This window comes from Agrobacterium sp. OT33, from assembly GCF_017313365.1.
Classification (GTDB): domain Bacteria; phylum Pseudomonadota; class Alphaproteobacteria; order Rhizobiales; family Rhizobiaceae; genus Agrobacterium; species Agrobacterium rhizogenes_A.
Window position 1 is genome coordinate 653,674 of sequence record NZ_JAFLMZ010000001.1, and the last position, 16,084, is coordinate 669,757.

The 16,084-nt window shown below is 59.1% G+C and carries 16 protein-coding genes; 6 read left to right on the forward strand and 10 right to left on the reverse strand.

Annotated elements, in window-relative coordinates; translation table 11 throughout:
* Positions 1-7: 7 nt before the first annotated feature.
* Positions 8-994 carry a type II secretion system F family protein gene (locus JZX88_RS03245; protein WP_206912517.1) on the forward strand — a complete coding sequence of 329 codons (987 nt, stop codon included), beginning with the start codon at positions 8-10 and terminating at the stop codon, positions 992-994.
* A 99-nt stretch (positions 995-1,093) separates the two neighbouring features.
* On the opposite strand, the gene JZX88_RS03250 is transcribed toward JZX88_RS03245, so the two are convergent.
* Positions 1,094-1,804 carry a tetratricopeptide repeat protein gene (locus tag JZX88_RS03250; RefSeq protein ID WP_206912617.1) on the reverse strand — a complete coding sequence of 237 codons (711 nt, stop codon included), beginning with the start codon at positions 1,802-1,804 and terminating at the stop codon, positions 1,094-1,096.
* A 256-nt stretch (positions 1,805-2,060) separates the two neighbouring features.
* Here JZX88_RS03250 and JZX88_RS03255 point away from each other — a divergent pair, with 256 nt between their 5' ends.
* Positions 2,061-3,455: a M17 family metallopeptidase gene (locus tag JZX88_RS03255; RefSeq protein ID WP_206912519.1), complete on the forward strand. Its 1,395-nt coding sequence runs from the start codon at positions 2,061-2,063 to the stop codon at positions 3,453-3,455.
* A gap of 43 nt (positions 3,456-3,498) precedes the next feature.
* Here JZX88_RS03255 and pncB read toward each other — a convergent pair whose 3' ends face one another.
* From pncB to JZX88_RS03295, 8 genes are all read right to left on the reverse strand, one after another.
* Complete coding sequence (pncB, locus tag JZX88_RS03260; protein ID WP_065114598.1) at positions 3,499-4,803, reverse strand: nicotinate phosphoribosyltransferase; 1,305 nt, start codon at positions 4,801-4,803, stop codon at positions 3,499-3,501.
* Between the two features lie 210 nt (positions 4,804-5,013).
* Positions 5,014-5,373, reverse strand: coding sequence for a hypothetical protein (locus tag JZX88_RS03265; protein WP_110755976.1), 360 nt, complete (start codon positions 5,371-5,373; stop codon positions 5,014-5,016).
* A gap of 95 nt (positions 5,374-5,468) precedes the next feature.
* Positions 5,469-6,320, reverse strand: a complete 852-nt coding sequence (locus JZX88_RS03270) for a C40 family peptidase (RefSeq protein ID WP_206912521.1) — start codon at positions 6,318-6,320, stop codon at positions 5,469-5,471.
* Positions 6,321-6,338: 18 nt separating this feature from the next.
* A complete protein-coding gene (locus JZX88_RS03275; RefSeq protein WP_065114596.1) occupies positions 6,339-6,683 on the reverse strand; it encodes a helix-turn-helix domain-containing protein in 345 nt (114 codons plus the stop codon).
* A gap of 37 nt (positions 6,684-6,720) precedes the next feature.
* Entirely contained in the window at positions 6,721-7,041 is a 321-nt protein-coding gene (locus JZX88_RS03280) for a hypothetical protein (protein WP_146227635.1), read from the reverse strand.
* Positions 7,042-7,047: 6 nt separating this feature from the next.
* Positions 7,048-8,154: a DUF475 domain-containing protein gene (locus JZX88_RS03285; protein WP_065114595.1), complete on the reverse strand. Its 1,107-nt coding sequence runs from the start codon at positions 8,152-8,154 to the stop codon at positions 7,048-7,050.
* A gap of 293 nt (positions 8,155-8,447) precedes the next feature.
* Positions 8,448-9,365, reverse strand: coding sequence for a DMT family transporter (locus tag JZX88_RS03290; protein ID WP_371741078.1), 918 nt, complete (start codon positions 9,363-9,365; stop codon positions 8,448-8,450).
* A 125-nt stretch (positions 9,366-9,490) separates the two neighbouring features.
* Entirely contained in the window at positions 9,491-10,372 is an 882-nt protein-coding gene (locus JZX88_RS03295) for a LysR family transcriptional regulator (protein WP_065114593.1), read from the reverse strand.
* Positions 10,373-10,478: 106 nt separating this feature from the next.
* Between JZX88_RS03295 and JZX88_RS03300 the strand changes: the two genes are divergently transcribed.
* The 3 genes from JZX88_RS03300 (at position 10,479) to JZX88_RS03310 (ending at position 14,333) form a co-directional block, all read left to right on the forward strand.
* On the forward strand, positions 10,479-11,975 hold the full coding sequence (locus JZX88_RS03300) for a CoA-acylating methylmalonate-semialdehyde dehydrogenase (RefSeq protein ID WP_065114592.1): 1,497 nt from the start codon (positions 10,479-10,481) through the stop codon (positions 11,973-11,975).
* A 227-nt stretch (positions 11,976-12,202) separates the two neighbouring features.
* Entirely contained in the window at positions 12,203-13,273 is a 1,071-nt protein-coding gene (locus JZX88_RS03305; protein ID WP_206912525.1) for a YjgN family protein, read from the forward strand.
* Positions 13,263-14,333 (forward strand): M48 family metallopeptidase, encoded by a 1,071-nt coding sequence (locus JZX88_RS03310; RefSeq protein WP_065114590.1) that lies wholly within the window; start codon positions 13,263-13,265, stop codon positions 14,331-14,333. Before JZX88_RS03305 ends, JZX88_RS03310 begins: the two co-directional genes overlap by 11 nt.
* Positions 14,334-14,380: 47 nt before the next feature.
* Here JZX88_RS03310 and JZX88_RS03315 read toward each other — a convergent pair whose 3' ends face one another.
* Entirely contained in the window at positions 14,381-15,430 is a 1,050-nt protein-coding gene (locus tag JZX88_RS03315) for a Fe(3+) ABC transporter substrate-binding protein (protein WP_246753425.1), read from the reverse strand.
* A 173-nt stretch (positions 15,431-15,603) separates the two neighbouring features.
* Between JZX88_RS03315 and rirA the strand changes: the two genes are divergently transcribed.
* The gene (gene rirA / locus JZX88_RS03320; RefSeq protein WP_065114589.1) at positions 15,604-16,074 is read left to right on the forward strand and encodes an iron-responsive transcriptional regulator RirA; all 471 of its coding nucleotides are present in this window, start codon (positions 15,604-15,606) and stop codon (positions 16,072-16,074) included.
* The last annotated feature ends 10 nt before the right edge of the window (positions 16,075-16,084 follow it).

Consider the following 16,084-nt stretch of genomic DNA (forward strand, 5'->3'; position numbering starts at 1 on the left):
GTGGGCCATGACAGGGAATCTCATCTCGAGCCTGACGGATCCGCAAACGATCATCGCCATTCTGGTCACTCTTGCGGTTTTCGCCACCCTCTACACCCTCATCATGCCGTTCTTCGAGCGCAAGGACTTCGCCAAGCGCATGAAGGCCGTGTCGTCGGAGCGCGACTTCATCCGCAGCCGGGAGCGTGAGCGCATTGCAGCGGCCTCCAGAGATGGAAAAGCCTCGTTGCGCGGCAGCAACAACAAATCGGCCCGGCGTATCGTCGAAAAATTCAACCTTCAGGAAGCGCTGGCTGACGCCAATACGATGAACAAGCTGCGTGCAGCGGGTTTTCGTTCGCAGAACGCGCTCAACACATTTCTTGCCGCACGCTTCCTGCTGCCATTCGCCTTTCTTGCCATCGCTTTTACCTGGGTCTTCCTTCTGGGAAACCTTGCCGACAAGGCCTTCATCGTCAGGCTGATGGCTGTGCTGCTTTTCGGTTATATCGGGTTTTACGCGCCCAATATCTATGTCTCGAACGCCATGACGAAGCGGCAGAGTTCGATCAAGCGCGCATGGCCCGACGCTCTGGATCTGATGCTGATCTGCATTGAATCCGGTGTTTCGATGGAAGCCGCGATGCGCCGTGTTGCGGAAGAAGTGGGCGAACAGTCCCCTGAACTGGCTGAGGAGATGATACTGACGACGGCGGAGCTCTCCTTCCTTCAGGACAGGCGCATCGCGCTTGAGAATTTTGGCATGCGCACACAGCTGGAAGGCGTCAAAAGCGTGGTGCAGGCCCTCATCCAGGCGGAGCGATACGGCACACCGCTGGCTCAGGCGCTGCGTGTTCTGGCGCAGGAAGGCCGTGACGAGCGCATGAACGAGGCCGAAAAGAAAGCCGCCGCGCTGCCGCCGAAACTGACCGTGCCGATGATCGTCTTTTTCTTGCCGGTGCTCATTGCCGTCATTCTCGGCCCGGCCATCATCCGGGTTCTGGATACGTTTTGACAAAGAAAAATACCGCCGGTATTTCACCCGGCGGTACAGCGTAATTCATATGGCAAGATTTTTAGCCTGCCTATACCGGGTGGCCACATCCAAAGCGTATCAGCCCGCCGGCTTTGCGTCTTTTTTCGCCAGTTGCTGCCAGGAATTCTGCTGTGAGAGCATGGCACGCAGATAGCCGAGATTTGCCTGCGCCTGCTGTGGCGACAGTTCCTGCGCCGCGATACGCTCGGCTTCGGCGAAACGCCCCTGAAGACCGACCACAAGCGCCAGATTCTGACGGACGCGGCTATCGGCACCGGGCTGGGCGATGGCCGACTGCAGATATGTCTCGGCAGTGCGGGGATCACTCGACAGGACATAGGACATGCCGAGGTTCGAAAGCACGCTTGGATCATTCGGCTTGAGGTCCAGCGCCTGCCGATATCGGGAACGCGCATCGTTCGAGCGCCCGAGCTGATCGAGCACGGCGCCTTCGGCGGAATAAAGCCGCCAATCGGGGCGGTCAGGCGTCTGTGCCCGCTGTATGGTCGAAAGCGCCTGTTCCAGCTGGCCGGCCGCCGCCTGCGCCTTGCCATAGGCGGCAAGCACGTCGCGATCCGCCGGATTGGCGATGGCAATCTGCTGCATCACGGCAAGCGCCTGCGTATTCTTGCCCGTCATCATCAGCACGCTGGCATAACTCATGCCGATCGACTTGTCCTTGGGGCTGCGCTCGTAGGCTTTGCCGGCAGTCTCCTCCGCCTGTCGCAACTGGTCCATGTTCATGGTGTCATAGGAACGCGTGGCTGCGGGAATGGAGCCGGTGGACATGCGATCCGGCTTATTGGTGCCCGCGCATCCGGAAACGGCCAGAACCAGCGCCGCCAGGCACACGCCGCGCAGCAATCCGGTCCGGCCTGTCTCGCCCAAAGAAAAAGCAGTCATGGCAGCGCCCCCGCCCAAGAATGATCGATCTTGCGCCCGACATACGACAGACTCACATGACGCAACTTTCGCTTAAGCAATAATCTGTTAACCCTAACAGAGCGTTAATCGCACCGATTCACGAGATTTACGGAAGCATACAATGGCGCCCTATCAGTTCATCGAACGCCCCACCCCTTTCAGCTCGAAGGCCGGCAGCACCTTGCCGGTTTTCGCCGTCACACCAGCCCATATTGAACAGGGTGCCATCGATCCTGTCGCTCTGGACTGGGCGAAAAAGGCGGGGTTCAAGGCGGAAGCCGGCGCCATCCTGCTTGTCCCTTCCGCCGATGGTTCGCTCGGCGGCGTGCTTCTCGGCCTTGGCGGCAATCCGTCCGAAATTCCCTTCATAACTGGGAAACTGGCCCGCGAGCTGCCGGAAGGCGAATGGCACATCGAGACCGCACCGTTGACGGCCAACCGCCTGGCACTCGGCTTTGGTCTCGGCAGCTATCGTTTTGACAAATACAGGACCACCAAGACCAACGGGGCAAGGCTTCTCATTCCACAGGATGCCGAAGACGGCGAAATCAAGCGCATTCTGGCAGGCGTTTTCCTTGCCCGCGACCTCATCAATGTTCCGGCCAATGACATGGGACCGGACGAGCTTGAAATCGCCTTCCGCGCCCTTGCCGCCCACTACAAGGCAAAGGTCAGCGTCACCACCGGCGACGACCTGCTGAAGGAAAACTTCCCGCTCATCCACGCCGTCGGCCGCGCCAGCGAAAGCGCGCCACGTCTTCTCGAGATGAACTGGGGCAAGAAGGGCAATCCGCGCCTTACCCTCGTCGGCAAAGGCGTCTGCTTCGATACCGGCGGTCTCGATATCAAACCCGCCGCCTCCATGGCTTTGATGAAGAAGGATATGGGCGGTGCGGCCAATCTCCTCGGTCTCGCCCTGATGATCATGGATGCGAAGCTGCCGGTCGACCTTCGCGTGCTTATACCAGCCGTCGAAAACTCCATCTCTTCCAATGCCTTCCGTCCCGGCGACATCTACAAGAGCCGTAAGGGACTGACGGTACAGATTGACAATACCGATGCGGAGGGCCGTCTTGTTCTGGCGGATGCGCTGGCCTATGCCGATGAGGACGCGCCGGACCTGATGATCGACATGGCGACGCTGACGGGTGCCGCCCGTGTCGCTCTCGGCCCGGATCTGCCGCCGTTCTATACCGATGACGAGGATCTGGCCCATGATATCGCGGAAGCGAGCATCGATATCGATGACCCGTTGTGGCGGATGCCCCTTTATATGGGATATGACAAGGACATCCGCTCACGCGCGGCCGACATCACCAACGCGCCGTCAGGCGGCATGGCCGGTTCGATCACAGCCGCGCTGTTTCTCAAGCGTTTCGTCACCAATACCAAGCGCTGGGCGCATTTCGATATTTACGGCTGGTCGCTGAGCGAGAGACATCACTCGTCGATCGGCGGCGAGGCGCAGGGTATCCGGGCGCTCTTCCACTACATCTCGCATCAATTCGCGAAGTAATCACTTCCACGGGCGCTTCGTTAACCGGAGCGCCCGGTCTCGATTAAACCAGAACCTTCTGTTCCTTGTGGTCTTCCTCGCCGAAGAACTTCAGGTAACGCTCCACTTCGGCCGGTTCGCCCGTCGCTTTTTGCGGATTGTCCGAGAGCTTTACCGCCGGCCGGCCATTGGCATCGCTGACCTTGCAGACGATGGAGATCGGCTTGAGGCTGGCAATGGTTTTCGGCGCGCAGCCGGCAAAATCATTGGTCAGATTGGTGCCCCAGCCGAAGCTCATGCGCACCCGGCCTTCAAAATGCCGATAGGTGTCGATAATGGCGTCGACATCGAGACCGTCGGAGAAGATCAGCATCTTCTTGCGAGGATCGCGGCCCATCTTCTGCCACCACTCGATGATCTTTTCCCCGCCTTCGATCGGCGGCGCGCTGTCGGGGCGAAAGCCCGTCCAGTCCGCCACCCATTCCGGCGCGTTGCGCAGAAACGCTGCCGTGCCAAAGGCATCGGGCAATACGATCAGCAGGTTGCCGCCATAAAGCCGGTTCCAGTCCTTCAGAACCTGATAGGGCGCTGCCGCCAGTTCCTCGTTCGTCTGGGCAAGTGCCGCAACCACCATCGGCAGCTCATGCGCGTTGGTACCGACAGCTTCAAGATCGGAATCCATAGCGAGCAGAACATTGCTCGTGCCGGTGAAAGCAGGGCCGATGCCTTCCTTCAGTGCCTCGACGCACCAGCGCTGCCACAGGAAGCTGTGGCGGCGGCGGGTGCCGAAATCGGAAATGCGCAAGCCCGGCAGTTCCCGCAGCCGCTCGACCTTTTCCCACATCTTGGCCTTGGCGCGGGCATAAAGGACATCCAGCGTGAAATAACCGAGAGAACGCATGGCGCTGCGCGAGCGGAGTTCGTTGATGATCGCCAGCGCCGGAATCTCCCAGAGCGTGGTATCCATCCAGCGACCATGGAAATTCAGCTCATATTGCCCGTCGCGCTTGAAAAGCTCGTATTCCGGCAATTGATAGCTCGAAAGCCAGGACAGGAATTCCGGCTCGAAAATCTGCGAGCGGCCGTAAAACGTGTTACCCGCGAGCCAGATGTTTTCTTTTTTGGAGAGGCGCAGGGTGCGCGCGTGATCGAGCTGCTCACGCAATTCCATCTCGTCGATCTCTTCCGCCAGCCGCACCGTCTTTGTGCGATTGATCAAGGAAAATGTCGCGTCGACTTCCGGATAGAGCTTCCAGATCATCTGCAACATCAACAGCTTGTAGAAATCCGTATCGATCAGGCTGCGCACAATCGGATCGAGTTTCCAGGTATGATTGTGGACACGGGTGGCTATATCGGTCTTCGTCATACTCGCATTCCCCAATATCGGCCAAAGGTCAAAATAGCCGATGTCACTCCGCACGCGTGCAGGTACCAACCTGTCATGCCGAAGATTTATCTGAAAAAGCGACAACAAGTCCAGAGCAACGAAAGGGCAAATGCCTTCCGTTGCTGCTTGCGCATCGATTTTCGGAACGCCGTCTGAAGTTTTCGGCCCGCCGCCTTAAACCATGTCGCCTCAGAAGGTCGGGTCAACGGGATTGATGCCGGGATACCAATCCTTCGAGACCGGATTCCTGCCGCCGAAGCTGGAAATGCCGTTTTCATCCGTACAGCGGTAGCCCTGCATGGGAAGGCCCCGGCTGCCGAAAACATCCCGGTAGGGACCTCGGGAATATCCGGTAACGCCAAGCGCGCTATGGCAGGTGTAACGGACCTTGGGTTGCAGCGTTCGCGGATCCTTGACGCCGGGCAGATTCGCATAGGCGTCAGGCGCCGGGGCGAAACCATTCTGGAAAACCGTCTGCGCCTCTGCCGCGCCGCTCGCCAGAACCGCCGCGAGGATGGCAGCCAATCGTGTCGCTGTTCTTGTCTTCATCGATGCCTGTCCCGTGCTTTTATCCATGGGATGTAGGCCGTCGGCGCTCTTCCTACAAAGGGCGGGGCGGGCACAATTTCGTGAAAGCCGCCTTCTCAGCCCTCCAGGCGGCGAAACGCCGTCGGCTTTTCATAAAGCCAGCCGATACGCTCGATGGCCGCATCGAGATTCTCGCGTGCGACATTCATCGTATGACCATTGGCATGCAGCAGGGTTTCTTCGTTCTCCATGAGGCCGACATGGCCTTTCCAGAAAACGAGATCGCCGCGGCGCAATTCGTCACGCTCTATTTCCACACCGAGCGACTTCACCTGCATGTCGGTATCGCGAAGAACCCGCCTACCGGTCATCGTCATGGAAAGCTGGACGAGGCCGGAACAATCGATGCCGAAACCCGAGCGTCCGCCCCACAGATAGGGCGTCTCGATGAAACGTAACGCGACAGCGACGTAATCGTCGTCACAAGCGGCATCGACGGTCTGGCAATGACCGGCGATGATGCCTTCGCCCTTGTCGGTCATCAGGTAACGGGTGCCGCGAGTTTCCGCCTCACCGACGATACGGACAAGGCTGCCCATCGACAGCGCCGCCACCGGCGGTTTGCGCAGCTCGGCCGAAGGATAAAGGAAGGTGCGCGGCGCGATGACGCGGTGGGTCGCGGCAACGACATCACCGATGGCCGTTTCCGGCACATAACCGGCGTAACCATCGGCATCCGCCTGCACCCATGCCCAGCCGTTTGCCCTATCGAAAACGCGCACCGTTTCGCCAAACAGCAGCTCGGTGTCGATGCCGGCGATAATATCGGGCGTCGGACGCAGGCCGATCACCGGTGCCACGATCTGCGCGGGAGTGCCGCCGACAAAACGTTCGGCCTGCACCACGCCCTGCAGTTTTTCATCGGCGAGATCGGAACGGAAAACATTCAGGCGGCGGTCGAGCATCATGGGTTTCACGTCCTGAGGTTAGATCTTACGCGCCTGATCAATAACCAGATCGCCAAATTTTTCCAGATAGAGCGCACCTGCGACGGTACGTTTTATCACGACATTGCGCCTGTCCCGCTCATCACGCACCCTGTCGACCAGCCCAAGCGCCCCGAGACTGTCAAGTGCGCGGGTGATGACCGGCTTGGTTACGCCCAGCATGGCGGCAAGCCCCCGGACGGTGTGCGGCGGCGGCACGAGATAAATCTGCAGCAGGATGGCGGTCTGGCGCAAGGTCAAATCCGGTGCATCGGCGATGACCTGCGTCATGGAAACACGATGCCAGAGTCCCAGAGCCTCCGAGGGTGACAATTGTGCAGGCAAGCCGGTAACCCTCCAGTCGTTGTCCTACCGTTTTCATTCAACGGAAGGCAAAACTCAAGAACCATGCACACAAACAAACCGCCGCGCTGTTGGGACCCGACAGGTCGAACGGCGCGGCGGCGTTTTTTTGACCCGTTTTCCGGGCTTCCAACGTCCCCTCTGGACTTGTGACAGGAGAAGCAGGAAGCATGCCAGTTTTATTGCGGCGCACAAATTCAAGGTAAAACAAATACTTGCCATACCATCGCGGCGCTATGGCCAATTTTTCCGCAACGAAGGAACAGCAATAAAAATAAGCAAACGGGAATTCAATGCTTAAAAACTGCCTTCCGCCATGACGGCGGAAGGCGGGGATCATAGTGGATCAGATTTCCGCACCGCGCGCCGCATCAGCGGCACCGGCACTTTGCTGCCGGTTATGCCGGATCGATGACCAGAGCGAAATGCCGATCAGGGTCGCGCCACCAAGGCCGGTGATGACCTCCGGTATATGGAACATGGTCTGCACATACATGATGATCGACAGGATCAGGATCGCATAAAAAGCGCCGTGTTCCAGATAACGGTATTCGGCAAGCGTTCCCTTCTCCACTAGCATGATCGTCATCGAGCGCACATACATGGCGCCGATGCCGAGGCCGATGGCGATGATGAACAGATTCTGCGTCAGCGCGAAGGCGCCGATAACGCCGTCAAAGGAGAAGCTGGCATCAAGAACTTCGAGGTAGAGAAACGCACCGAAGCCGCCTTTCGCCGCGCCTTCCAGCATTTCCTGGCTGCGGTCGAGAATGCCGCCGACAACTTCCACCAGCAGGAAGGTCAAGAGACCCCAGATCGCCGAATGGAAGAAGGTGTTGGCCGCGACCGGACCGAGTTCCGGATTGTCGCTCGCGCCGATGATGCGGGAAAAGATCAGCATGACGACAAGCACAAAGGCGATTTCAATCCCCTTGACGGAGGAATAGGCCGCTGCCTTTTCCTCGATCCAGCGCACCCAGTGCACGTCCTTTTCATGGTCGAAGAAGAAGTTGAGACCGACCATCATCAGGAAGGTACCGCCGAAAGCCGCGATCGGCAGATGGGCGTCACGCATGATTTCCGCATAACGTTCCGGTTGCGTCGCCGCCATGACGATCGCCGTCCAGGGGCCGACATTGGCGGCCACGACGACGATGAGCAGCGGGAAGACGATACGCATGCCGAAAACGGCGATGAGAATACCCCAGGTCAGGAAGCGGTGCTGCCAGACCGGTGTCATGTCCTTGAGCTTATTGGCATTGACGATGGCGTTGTCGAAGGAGAGCGAGATTTCCAGCACCGCAAGAACGACGCAGATAAAGAAGATCGTCGCCGTGCCGCCCACCGTTCCGGTCATTTCCCAGCCAAGATAGCCGCCAAGGATCAGACCGACGACGGTGACGATAAAAGCCCACTTGAAGTAGGAAAGCGTGGTTTTCTGGGCGGCGCTCATGTCCGGTCGCCTCCGATAACGAGGGCATACACGGACCGACGCGGAGCGTCAGGCCGCACGCAGAAAGCACGCGCGCGAAGCACATTCAGGTTTTTCATAGTTTTTAATCCGCCGGCCAATTTTTGCAGGCGGTACCGACATCACGAGAGCGCCGTAAAACTCTCGCCAGAGGGGCCCGGCACCTTTGTTTCCTCTGCCCTTGCGAGACAAATCATCGCAGGGCCCTCTCTTACTTCCCGAAGATCACGCCGTCGTCAAGTCCCGTGATCGTGTCGGCGGCGGCCAAAGCAGAATCAGACCTGCTCCGCGGCCAGTCCTTCGGCAGCTTCGCGGCGGCGTTTGAGCGTATTTTCACGGAAGAAAATATAGAGGCCGGACAGAACGATCAGACCCGCGCCGACGACGATGCTCGTCTGCGGCACATCGCCGAAGAACAGCCAGCCGAAAATCACCGCCCAGAGCAGCAAGGTATATTGCAGCGGCGCGACGGTGGCCGCATCGGCCAGTTTAAGCGCCCGATTGACCAGCACATGCGCGGCCATGGCGACCACGCCGAGCAGGCCGAGGAAGGCAAGATCGAAACCGGACTGCACCGGCAACCAGCCCGATGGCGCAAGAAACACCGCAACGATGCCGGCAAGCGCCGCTCCGATGATCTGCCAGAAGGCAAGCACCGTATCCGGCGTATTGCGCAGCTGGCGGCCGGACAACATCATGAAAGCGAAGGCGGCGCTGCCGAGAATGGAAAAGAGTGCCGCGGAGGTGAGGCTTGCCGAACTGGGTTTGAGCGCGATAAGAACGCCGACAAAACCGATGGCGATGGCCGTCCAGCGGCGCCAGCCGACCTTTTCCCCGAGCAGAAACGGCGAGAGCGCCGCCACGTAAATCGGAGCGGCAAGCCAATAGGTCATGACATCGGCCAGCGGCAGGGCGGCCACGGCGAAATAGAAACAGAAGAGCTCGGCCGTGGAAAAGAACACGCGCGCCACCTGAAGGCTAGGCCGCTCGATATTCACGAGGCCGGAAAGGCCGGCTCTCCAGACGATCGGAACGAGAATGACAAGCGCTGCCGCACTTCGGATGAGAATGACCTGACCCTGGCTATAGGTCGATACCAGCCATTTGCCCATGGCGTCGTTCAATGCAAAAAGCAGCATTCCAAGCAGCATGACGGCCACGCCGAGGCCGGTCGGCGAAAGCTTTTTTATCATAGTCGACATGTCAGGTTCCGATTTCTCCCAATGGCTGCATTGGTCGTCCAGCCAGCGGCCCTTTGTCAAGCCCGGAAGCAGCCGTCTCGCGCAATTAATATTACTAATAGCCGGACCGTCGGATATCAGGTGAAAATTCGCCTTTCTTCGGCAACGAGTTCCTGCAGAAAATCGACCACGGTACGGACGCGGACCAGTTGTCGGGCGGACTCGTGATAGGCCGTCCAGTAGGACCGGTTTATGCTGAGATGCGGCATGATCCGCCGAAGCTCGGCATATTGCCCGGCGATGTAATTATGCAGGATGCCGATGCCTGCGCCCGAGCGCACCGCCTCTGTCTGGCCCGTGGCGCTGGAGATTTCGAAGGCGGCATCCCAGTCGCGCATGATCTCGCCGGTATAGTTGAGCGACGGTGAAAAGATCAGGTCTTCCACATAACCGATGCGGCGGTGGCGCTTCAGCGCTTCGACATCGGCCGGCGTTCCATATTCGGCCAGATAATCCGCAGAGGCATATAGACCCAGCGAATAATCGGTCAGTTTCGAAAACATCAGGCGGCCCTGCTCCGGCCTTTCGATGGTGATGGCGATATCGGCCTCGCGCTGCGACAGGGAGAAAGAACGCGGCACCGGCACGAGCTGGATTTTCAGGTCGGGATACCGCGCCGTCAGCCGGCCGAGCCGTGGCGCGAGGAAGGATACACCAAGACCATCCGGCGCACCGATGCGCACCGTTCCCGCCACCACCGTATCGACGCGGCCAAGATTTGCCTGGGCATTCAGCATTTCGGTTTCCATGCGTTCGGCCCCGGCAAGAAGGCGCTGGCCCTCCTCCGTCAGCTCGCAGCCATTGGTGCTTCGCAGGAAGAGCTGCGTGCCGATCGCCGCTTCCAGCGCGGAAATCCGCCGGCTGAGGGTAGCATGATTGACGCCAAGCTTTCTGGCCGCCGACAGAAACTGGCCGCTTCGCGCGACGCTTAGGAACAAACGCACATCATCCCAGTTCATTGGCCCCTCCTTGTGTCTATTTTTGCACAATGGATGCTTATTTCAGGCGATTGATTTGTGCAAATCGAAAGGTAATGCTGCGCCATCATAATCTGGAGGAAAACCCATGAAGGAAATCGGTCATTTCATTAACGGCAAGCATGTGCCTGGCACCAGCGGCCGCACATCGAATGTCTACAATCCCGCGACGGGCGAAGTTCAGGCAACCGTTGCACTTGCGAGCGACGCCGAACTGCGCGCCGCCGTTGAAAGCGCCAAGGCTGCGCAGCCGAAATGGGCCGCCACCAACCCGCAGCGCCGCGCCCGCGTCTTCTTCAAGTTCGTCGAACTTCTGAACCGCGATATCAACGAGCTGGCGGTGCTGCTGTCCAGCGAGCACGGCAAGACCGTCGAGGATTCCAAGGGCGATATCGTTCGCGGCCTTGAGGTCTGCGAGTTCGTCTGCGGCATTCCGCATCTGCAGAAGGGCGAGTTCACCGAGGGCGCCGGCCCGGCCATCGACATGTATTCGATCCGCCAGCCGGTTGGCATCGGCGCGGGCATCACCCCGTTCAACTTCCCCGGCATGATCCCGATGTGGATGTTCGCCCCGGCAATTGCCTGCGGCAACGCCTTCATCCTCAAGCCTTCCGAGCGCGACCCGTCGCTGCCGATCCGCCTTGCCGAACTGATGATCGAGGCCGGTCTTCCGGCTGGCATCCTCAACGTCGTCAACGGCGACAAGGGCGCTGTCGACGCCATCCTGACCGATCCCGATATCGGCGCGGTTTCCTTCGTTGGCTCGACACCGATCGCCCGCTATGTCTACGGCACCGCCGCCATGAACGGCAAGCGCGCGCAGTGCTTCGGCGGCGCGAAGAACCACATGATCATCATGCCGGATGCCGATCTCGACCAGGCCGTGAACGCATTGATGGGCGCGGGTTACGGCTCGGCCGGCGAGCGCTGCATGGCGGTTTCGGTTGCGGTTCCCGTTGGCGAAGAGACGGCCAACCGTCTCGTTGAAAAGCTTATCCCGCAGATCGAGGCACTGAAGATCGGCCCCTATACCGACGACAAGGCCGATATGGGCCCGCTCGTCACCAAGGAAGCGCAGACGCGCGTCAAGGGCCTGATCGACAGCGGTGTCGCACAGGGCGCGAAGCTTCTGGTTGATGGCCGCGACTTCAAGCTTCAGGGCTATGAAGACGGCTATTTCGTCGGCGGTTGCCTGTTCGACCACGTCACCCCCGATATGGACATCTACAAGACGGAGATCTTCGGACCGGTTCTGTCGGTCGTTCGCGCCAAGAACTACGAGGACGCGCTCGAACTGCCGATGAAGCACGAATACGGCAACGGCGTCGCGATCTATACCCGTGACGGCGATGCGGCCCGCGATTTCGCCAGCCGCGTCAATATCGGCATGATCGGCGTCAATGTTCCGATCCCGGTTCCGCTTGCCTACCACTCCTTCGGCGGCTGGAAGGCTTCCAGCTTCGGTGACCTCAACCAGCACGGCACGGATTCGATCAAGTTCTGGACAAAGACCAAGACGATCACCTCGCGCTGGCCGTCCGGCATCAAGTCGGGTGCCGAATTCGTCATGCCGACGATGAAATAATCGGGAAAGCCCGCAAACAAGACAAAAGCCCCGCGGCAAAACAGCGGGGCTTTTTTTGATTAAAAAGACGACTAAAAAAATCAAGTTTCTTTCGTCAAGATAATTCCACTTAAAGCTGTTATGGCGTAAAAGAGCCGTTGCGGCGTGGGGACGCTGCCAAACCGACGATAACGGGGAAGCTTGCAAACTCAATCTGCCCGGAGAGGGGCATGTCATGAGGGACTATTATGAGTGATATCTCTGTCAGCGCGGATCAGCGCGCACTCGAACGCGGCTCATTCAGTGGAAATGCCAAGGAATATTTCGGAATCTGGATCGTCAATATTCTGCTGACGATCGTCACGATCGGCATCTATTCCGCCTGGGCGAAGGTGCGCCGCAAGCGTTATTTCAATGGCAACACCGTGCTGGCGGGCCGCGCCTTCGGTTACCACGCCACGGGCGGACAAATCTTCAAGGGACGGCTCATTGCCTTTGCCTTCATCGTCGTCTCGCAGCTTGTCGGTCTCATCCATCCGTACCTGGTCTTCGTGCCGGCAATCCTGCTGATGATCTTCTTTCCATGGCTGATTACGCGCAGCATTCGTTTTAATGCGCGGGTGACAAGCTATCGCAATGTGCGTTTTGATTTCGTCGGCACCGCAGGGGGCGCTTTTGTCTCCATCCTGCTCGGCAGCCTCGTTGCGTTCTTCTCCTTCGGCATTCTGGCGCCGCTGTCCAGCCGTTGGGCGAACCGCTATATTTTCGGCAACCTGCGTTATGGTGACCGGCCCTTCAGCGCCGACCCCAGGATCGGCAAGCTCTACCGGGTCTGGATCATTCCCGCGATCATGGTGGTGATCGGTGGCATCGTGGTTGGCTTCTTCGGCCTTGCCGCCTTTGCGGCCAACAGCGCGATGCTCGAAGACGAGACGACAGCCATGGCCACCGCGCTGGCTTCGCTCTATGCCGGAGTTTTCGGCGCATTTCTGGTCTATGGTCTTGCGGGTGTCGTCTATCGCACCGGCGTTCGCAACGTCGTCATTTCCTCCATGCTGCTGGACGGCAAGCACGACCTGCACAGCGACCTTCATCGCGGCCGCTACCTGTGGATCATCGTCTCCAACCTCATCGTCACAGTCTTCACACTTGGCCTGATGCGGCCATGGGCGGCGGTGCGCGAGGCGCGTTACACCGTGGAACGCACGGCAATCCGCTTCAACGGTGACGTGGGCGAAGTCCTCTCATCGATGGAAGCCACCGGTGCCGCCGTCAGCGCCGAATATATGGATATGGAAGGTTTCGAATTTGGTTTCTGATACCGGAGAAACCGTTTCGGGCGAGTGGCATGCCGCTCGCTCCAGCCTTTCCAGCGCCGCCAGGCTGAAGCTTGGCGGCACGGTTCTTCTCGTGCTCGACACGAAGGACAACCACGTCAGAACCCAGGCCGAGATAAAAGCGGTCGAGATCAGCCACCGGGTTGGCACCATCCCCCGGGAGTTGCATTTTCCCGATGGGTCGCTGTTTGAAACACGCGACAATGACGGCGTGGATCGTCTGCTCGGCCAGCACATCGCCAAACGCGCGGGTTTCGTAAACTGGCTGGAACAGTTCCGCCTGCGGCTGGTCGGTATCACCGCCGCGGCCGTTCTTCTGGCCTATGGCACCTACAAGCTGGCACTTCCGGCGCTGGTGGAGCTGGCGGTCGCCGTAACCCCGCCGATCGTTCCGCAAATCATGTCGGCCAGCACCATGCAGGCTCTGGACCAGGCAGTGTTTTCTCCAAGCGGCCTGCCGCAGGAAGAGCAGGATGCCATCCGTGCGGAGTTTGCCCGGATCGCCGCCCATGCGGAAGGTTCACCCGAGGACTACAAGCTGAATTTCCGCAAGGGCGGTTATATCGGCCCGAACGCCTTCGCGCTGCCGGACGGGACGCTGGTCTTGACGGATGAGCTGGTGGAGCTGGCGGGGGACGACAGGCAGATGATTACCGGCGTCCTCGCACATGAAATCGGCCATGTGGAATATGAGCACAGCCTGCGGCAGCTTTATCGTGCCGCCGGTGTCGCCGGTCTTGTCATGCTGATCGCCGGCGACGTCGGTTCGGCGATGGAGGATATTCTCACCCAGGGCGGCGGCCTTCTGGCGCTATCGCATTCGCGCGATGCCGAACGGCAGGCGGACCAGCGCTCTGTCGAACTGATGCGCGAGGCAGGGCTCGACCCCACCGCCATCGAACGCTTCTTCGCGCTGCTTGAGGAAAAACTGGGCGACAAGGGTGGCACCAGCATCGTCTCCACCCATCCCGGAACGCCGGAAAGGCGTAAAGCGATCCTCGACTACAACGCTTCACTCGATAGCAAACCGGCGGACAACTGACCCGCCGGTAATATCGACACTTAAAGTCGCGAGCCTTGGGAGCGGCGTCAGTTGGTCGGACCGTCGTTGAAACCCACTTCGTCCACCAGTTCCGATGCCTGCTTGCGATGGGCGGCAATATCCGTCAACGGCAGCTTGTCCGGATTGATGGGGCCGAAGCCCTTCACGACATCGGAAGGCTCCGCGCCGGGCAGCACCGGATATTCAAAGACCTGCTTGGCGTAGATTTCCTGGGCTTCGCGGGAAGCCAGAAATTCCATCAGCTTCAGCGCATTGTCCTTGTTGGGCGCATATTTCGTCAGGGCCATGCCGGAAATATTCACGTGCGTGCCGCGATCGCCCGCATTGGGGAAGATCACCCGCACCGATCCAGCCCATTCCTTTTCTTCCGGTTCACGATCATTGGTCAGCATCAGGCCGACATAATAGGTGTTGCCGAGCGCGATATCGCATTCGCCGGAAAAGATCGATTTCGCCTGACTGCGGTCGGTGCCATCAGGCTTGCGCGCGAGGTTATTCTTCAGGCCGGTGAGCCAGGTACGGGTGTAATCGACGCCATGATGGGCGATCATCGAGGCGATCAGCGCGATATTGTAGGAATGCTGGCCGTCGCGAATGCAGATTTTGCCCTTCCACTTGGGATCGGCAAGCTCCTCATAGGTGATATCCTTCTGGGTCACCCGCTCCCTGGAGGCATAGACAACCCGGCCGCGCGTCGTCAGGCCGAACCACTCCCCCTGGGGGTCACGGAGGTTCGCGGGTATATCCTTTTCAATGATGGGATCATTAAGGACCGGCTGCGTAACGCCGCCTTCCTTTGCCTCCACGAGACGGGCGATATCGACCGTCAGCAGCACATCGGCGGGCGAATTGACGCCCTCGGCCTGGATGCGCTCCACCAGCCCCTTGTCGAGGAAAAGAACATTCGCCTCGATACCGGTTTCCCTGGTGAAAGCATCCAGCAGCGGCTGGATCAGCTCCGGCTGGCGATAGGAATAGACATTCACCTCGCCTTCCGCAAAAGCCGCAGGCACGGCCGAGAGGATAGCCAGTCCCGAAAAAACGGCAGCGGAAAAATACGATTTCAAGCTTGCCATTATGAATGCCTCCATTACATTCCGATTCTTGACTTGTTTGTTCATGAATCATCGAGGCGGTCAACAAGGCTGTTCGAGAAATATCGGATGGATGCCAGTTTTTTCAGTTTCTGGAATTGTTCTAAACTGAAAAAGAGACTATATAACTCCACATTGAGAGTTAGGAGACCAGCATGCGTTTGACCAAACAGACCAACTATGCCGTTCGCATGTTGATGTACTGCGCCGCGAATGAAGGCAAGCTGAGCCGTATTCCAGAGATCGCCAGGGCCTATGGCGTGTCAGAGCTGTTCCTTTTCAAGATCCTGCAGCCGCTCAACAAGGCCGGACTGGTGGAAACCGTACGTGGCCGCAATGGCGGTGTGCGCCTGGGCAAGCCCGCCGAGAAGATCAGCCTGTTCGATGTCGTGAAGGTCACGGAAGACAGTTTTGCAATGGCGGAGTGCTTCGAGGACGGCGCTGTCGAATGTCCGCTTGTGGACAGCTGCGGCCTGAACTCGGCGCTGCGCAAGGCGCTCAATGCCTTCTTCGACGTGCTGGCGGAATATTCGATCGACGATCTCGTCAAGGCACGCCCGCAGATCAACTTCCTGCTCGGCCTCGATACCGAAATGCCGAAGGCCGTGGCGCTTCCCGCCGCCTGACCAGATGAAT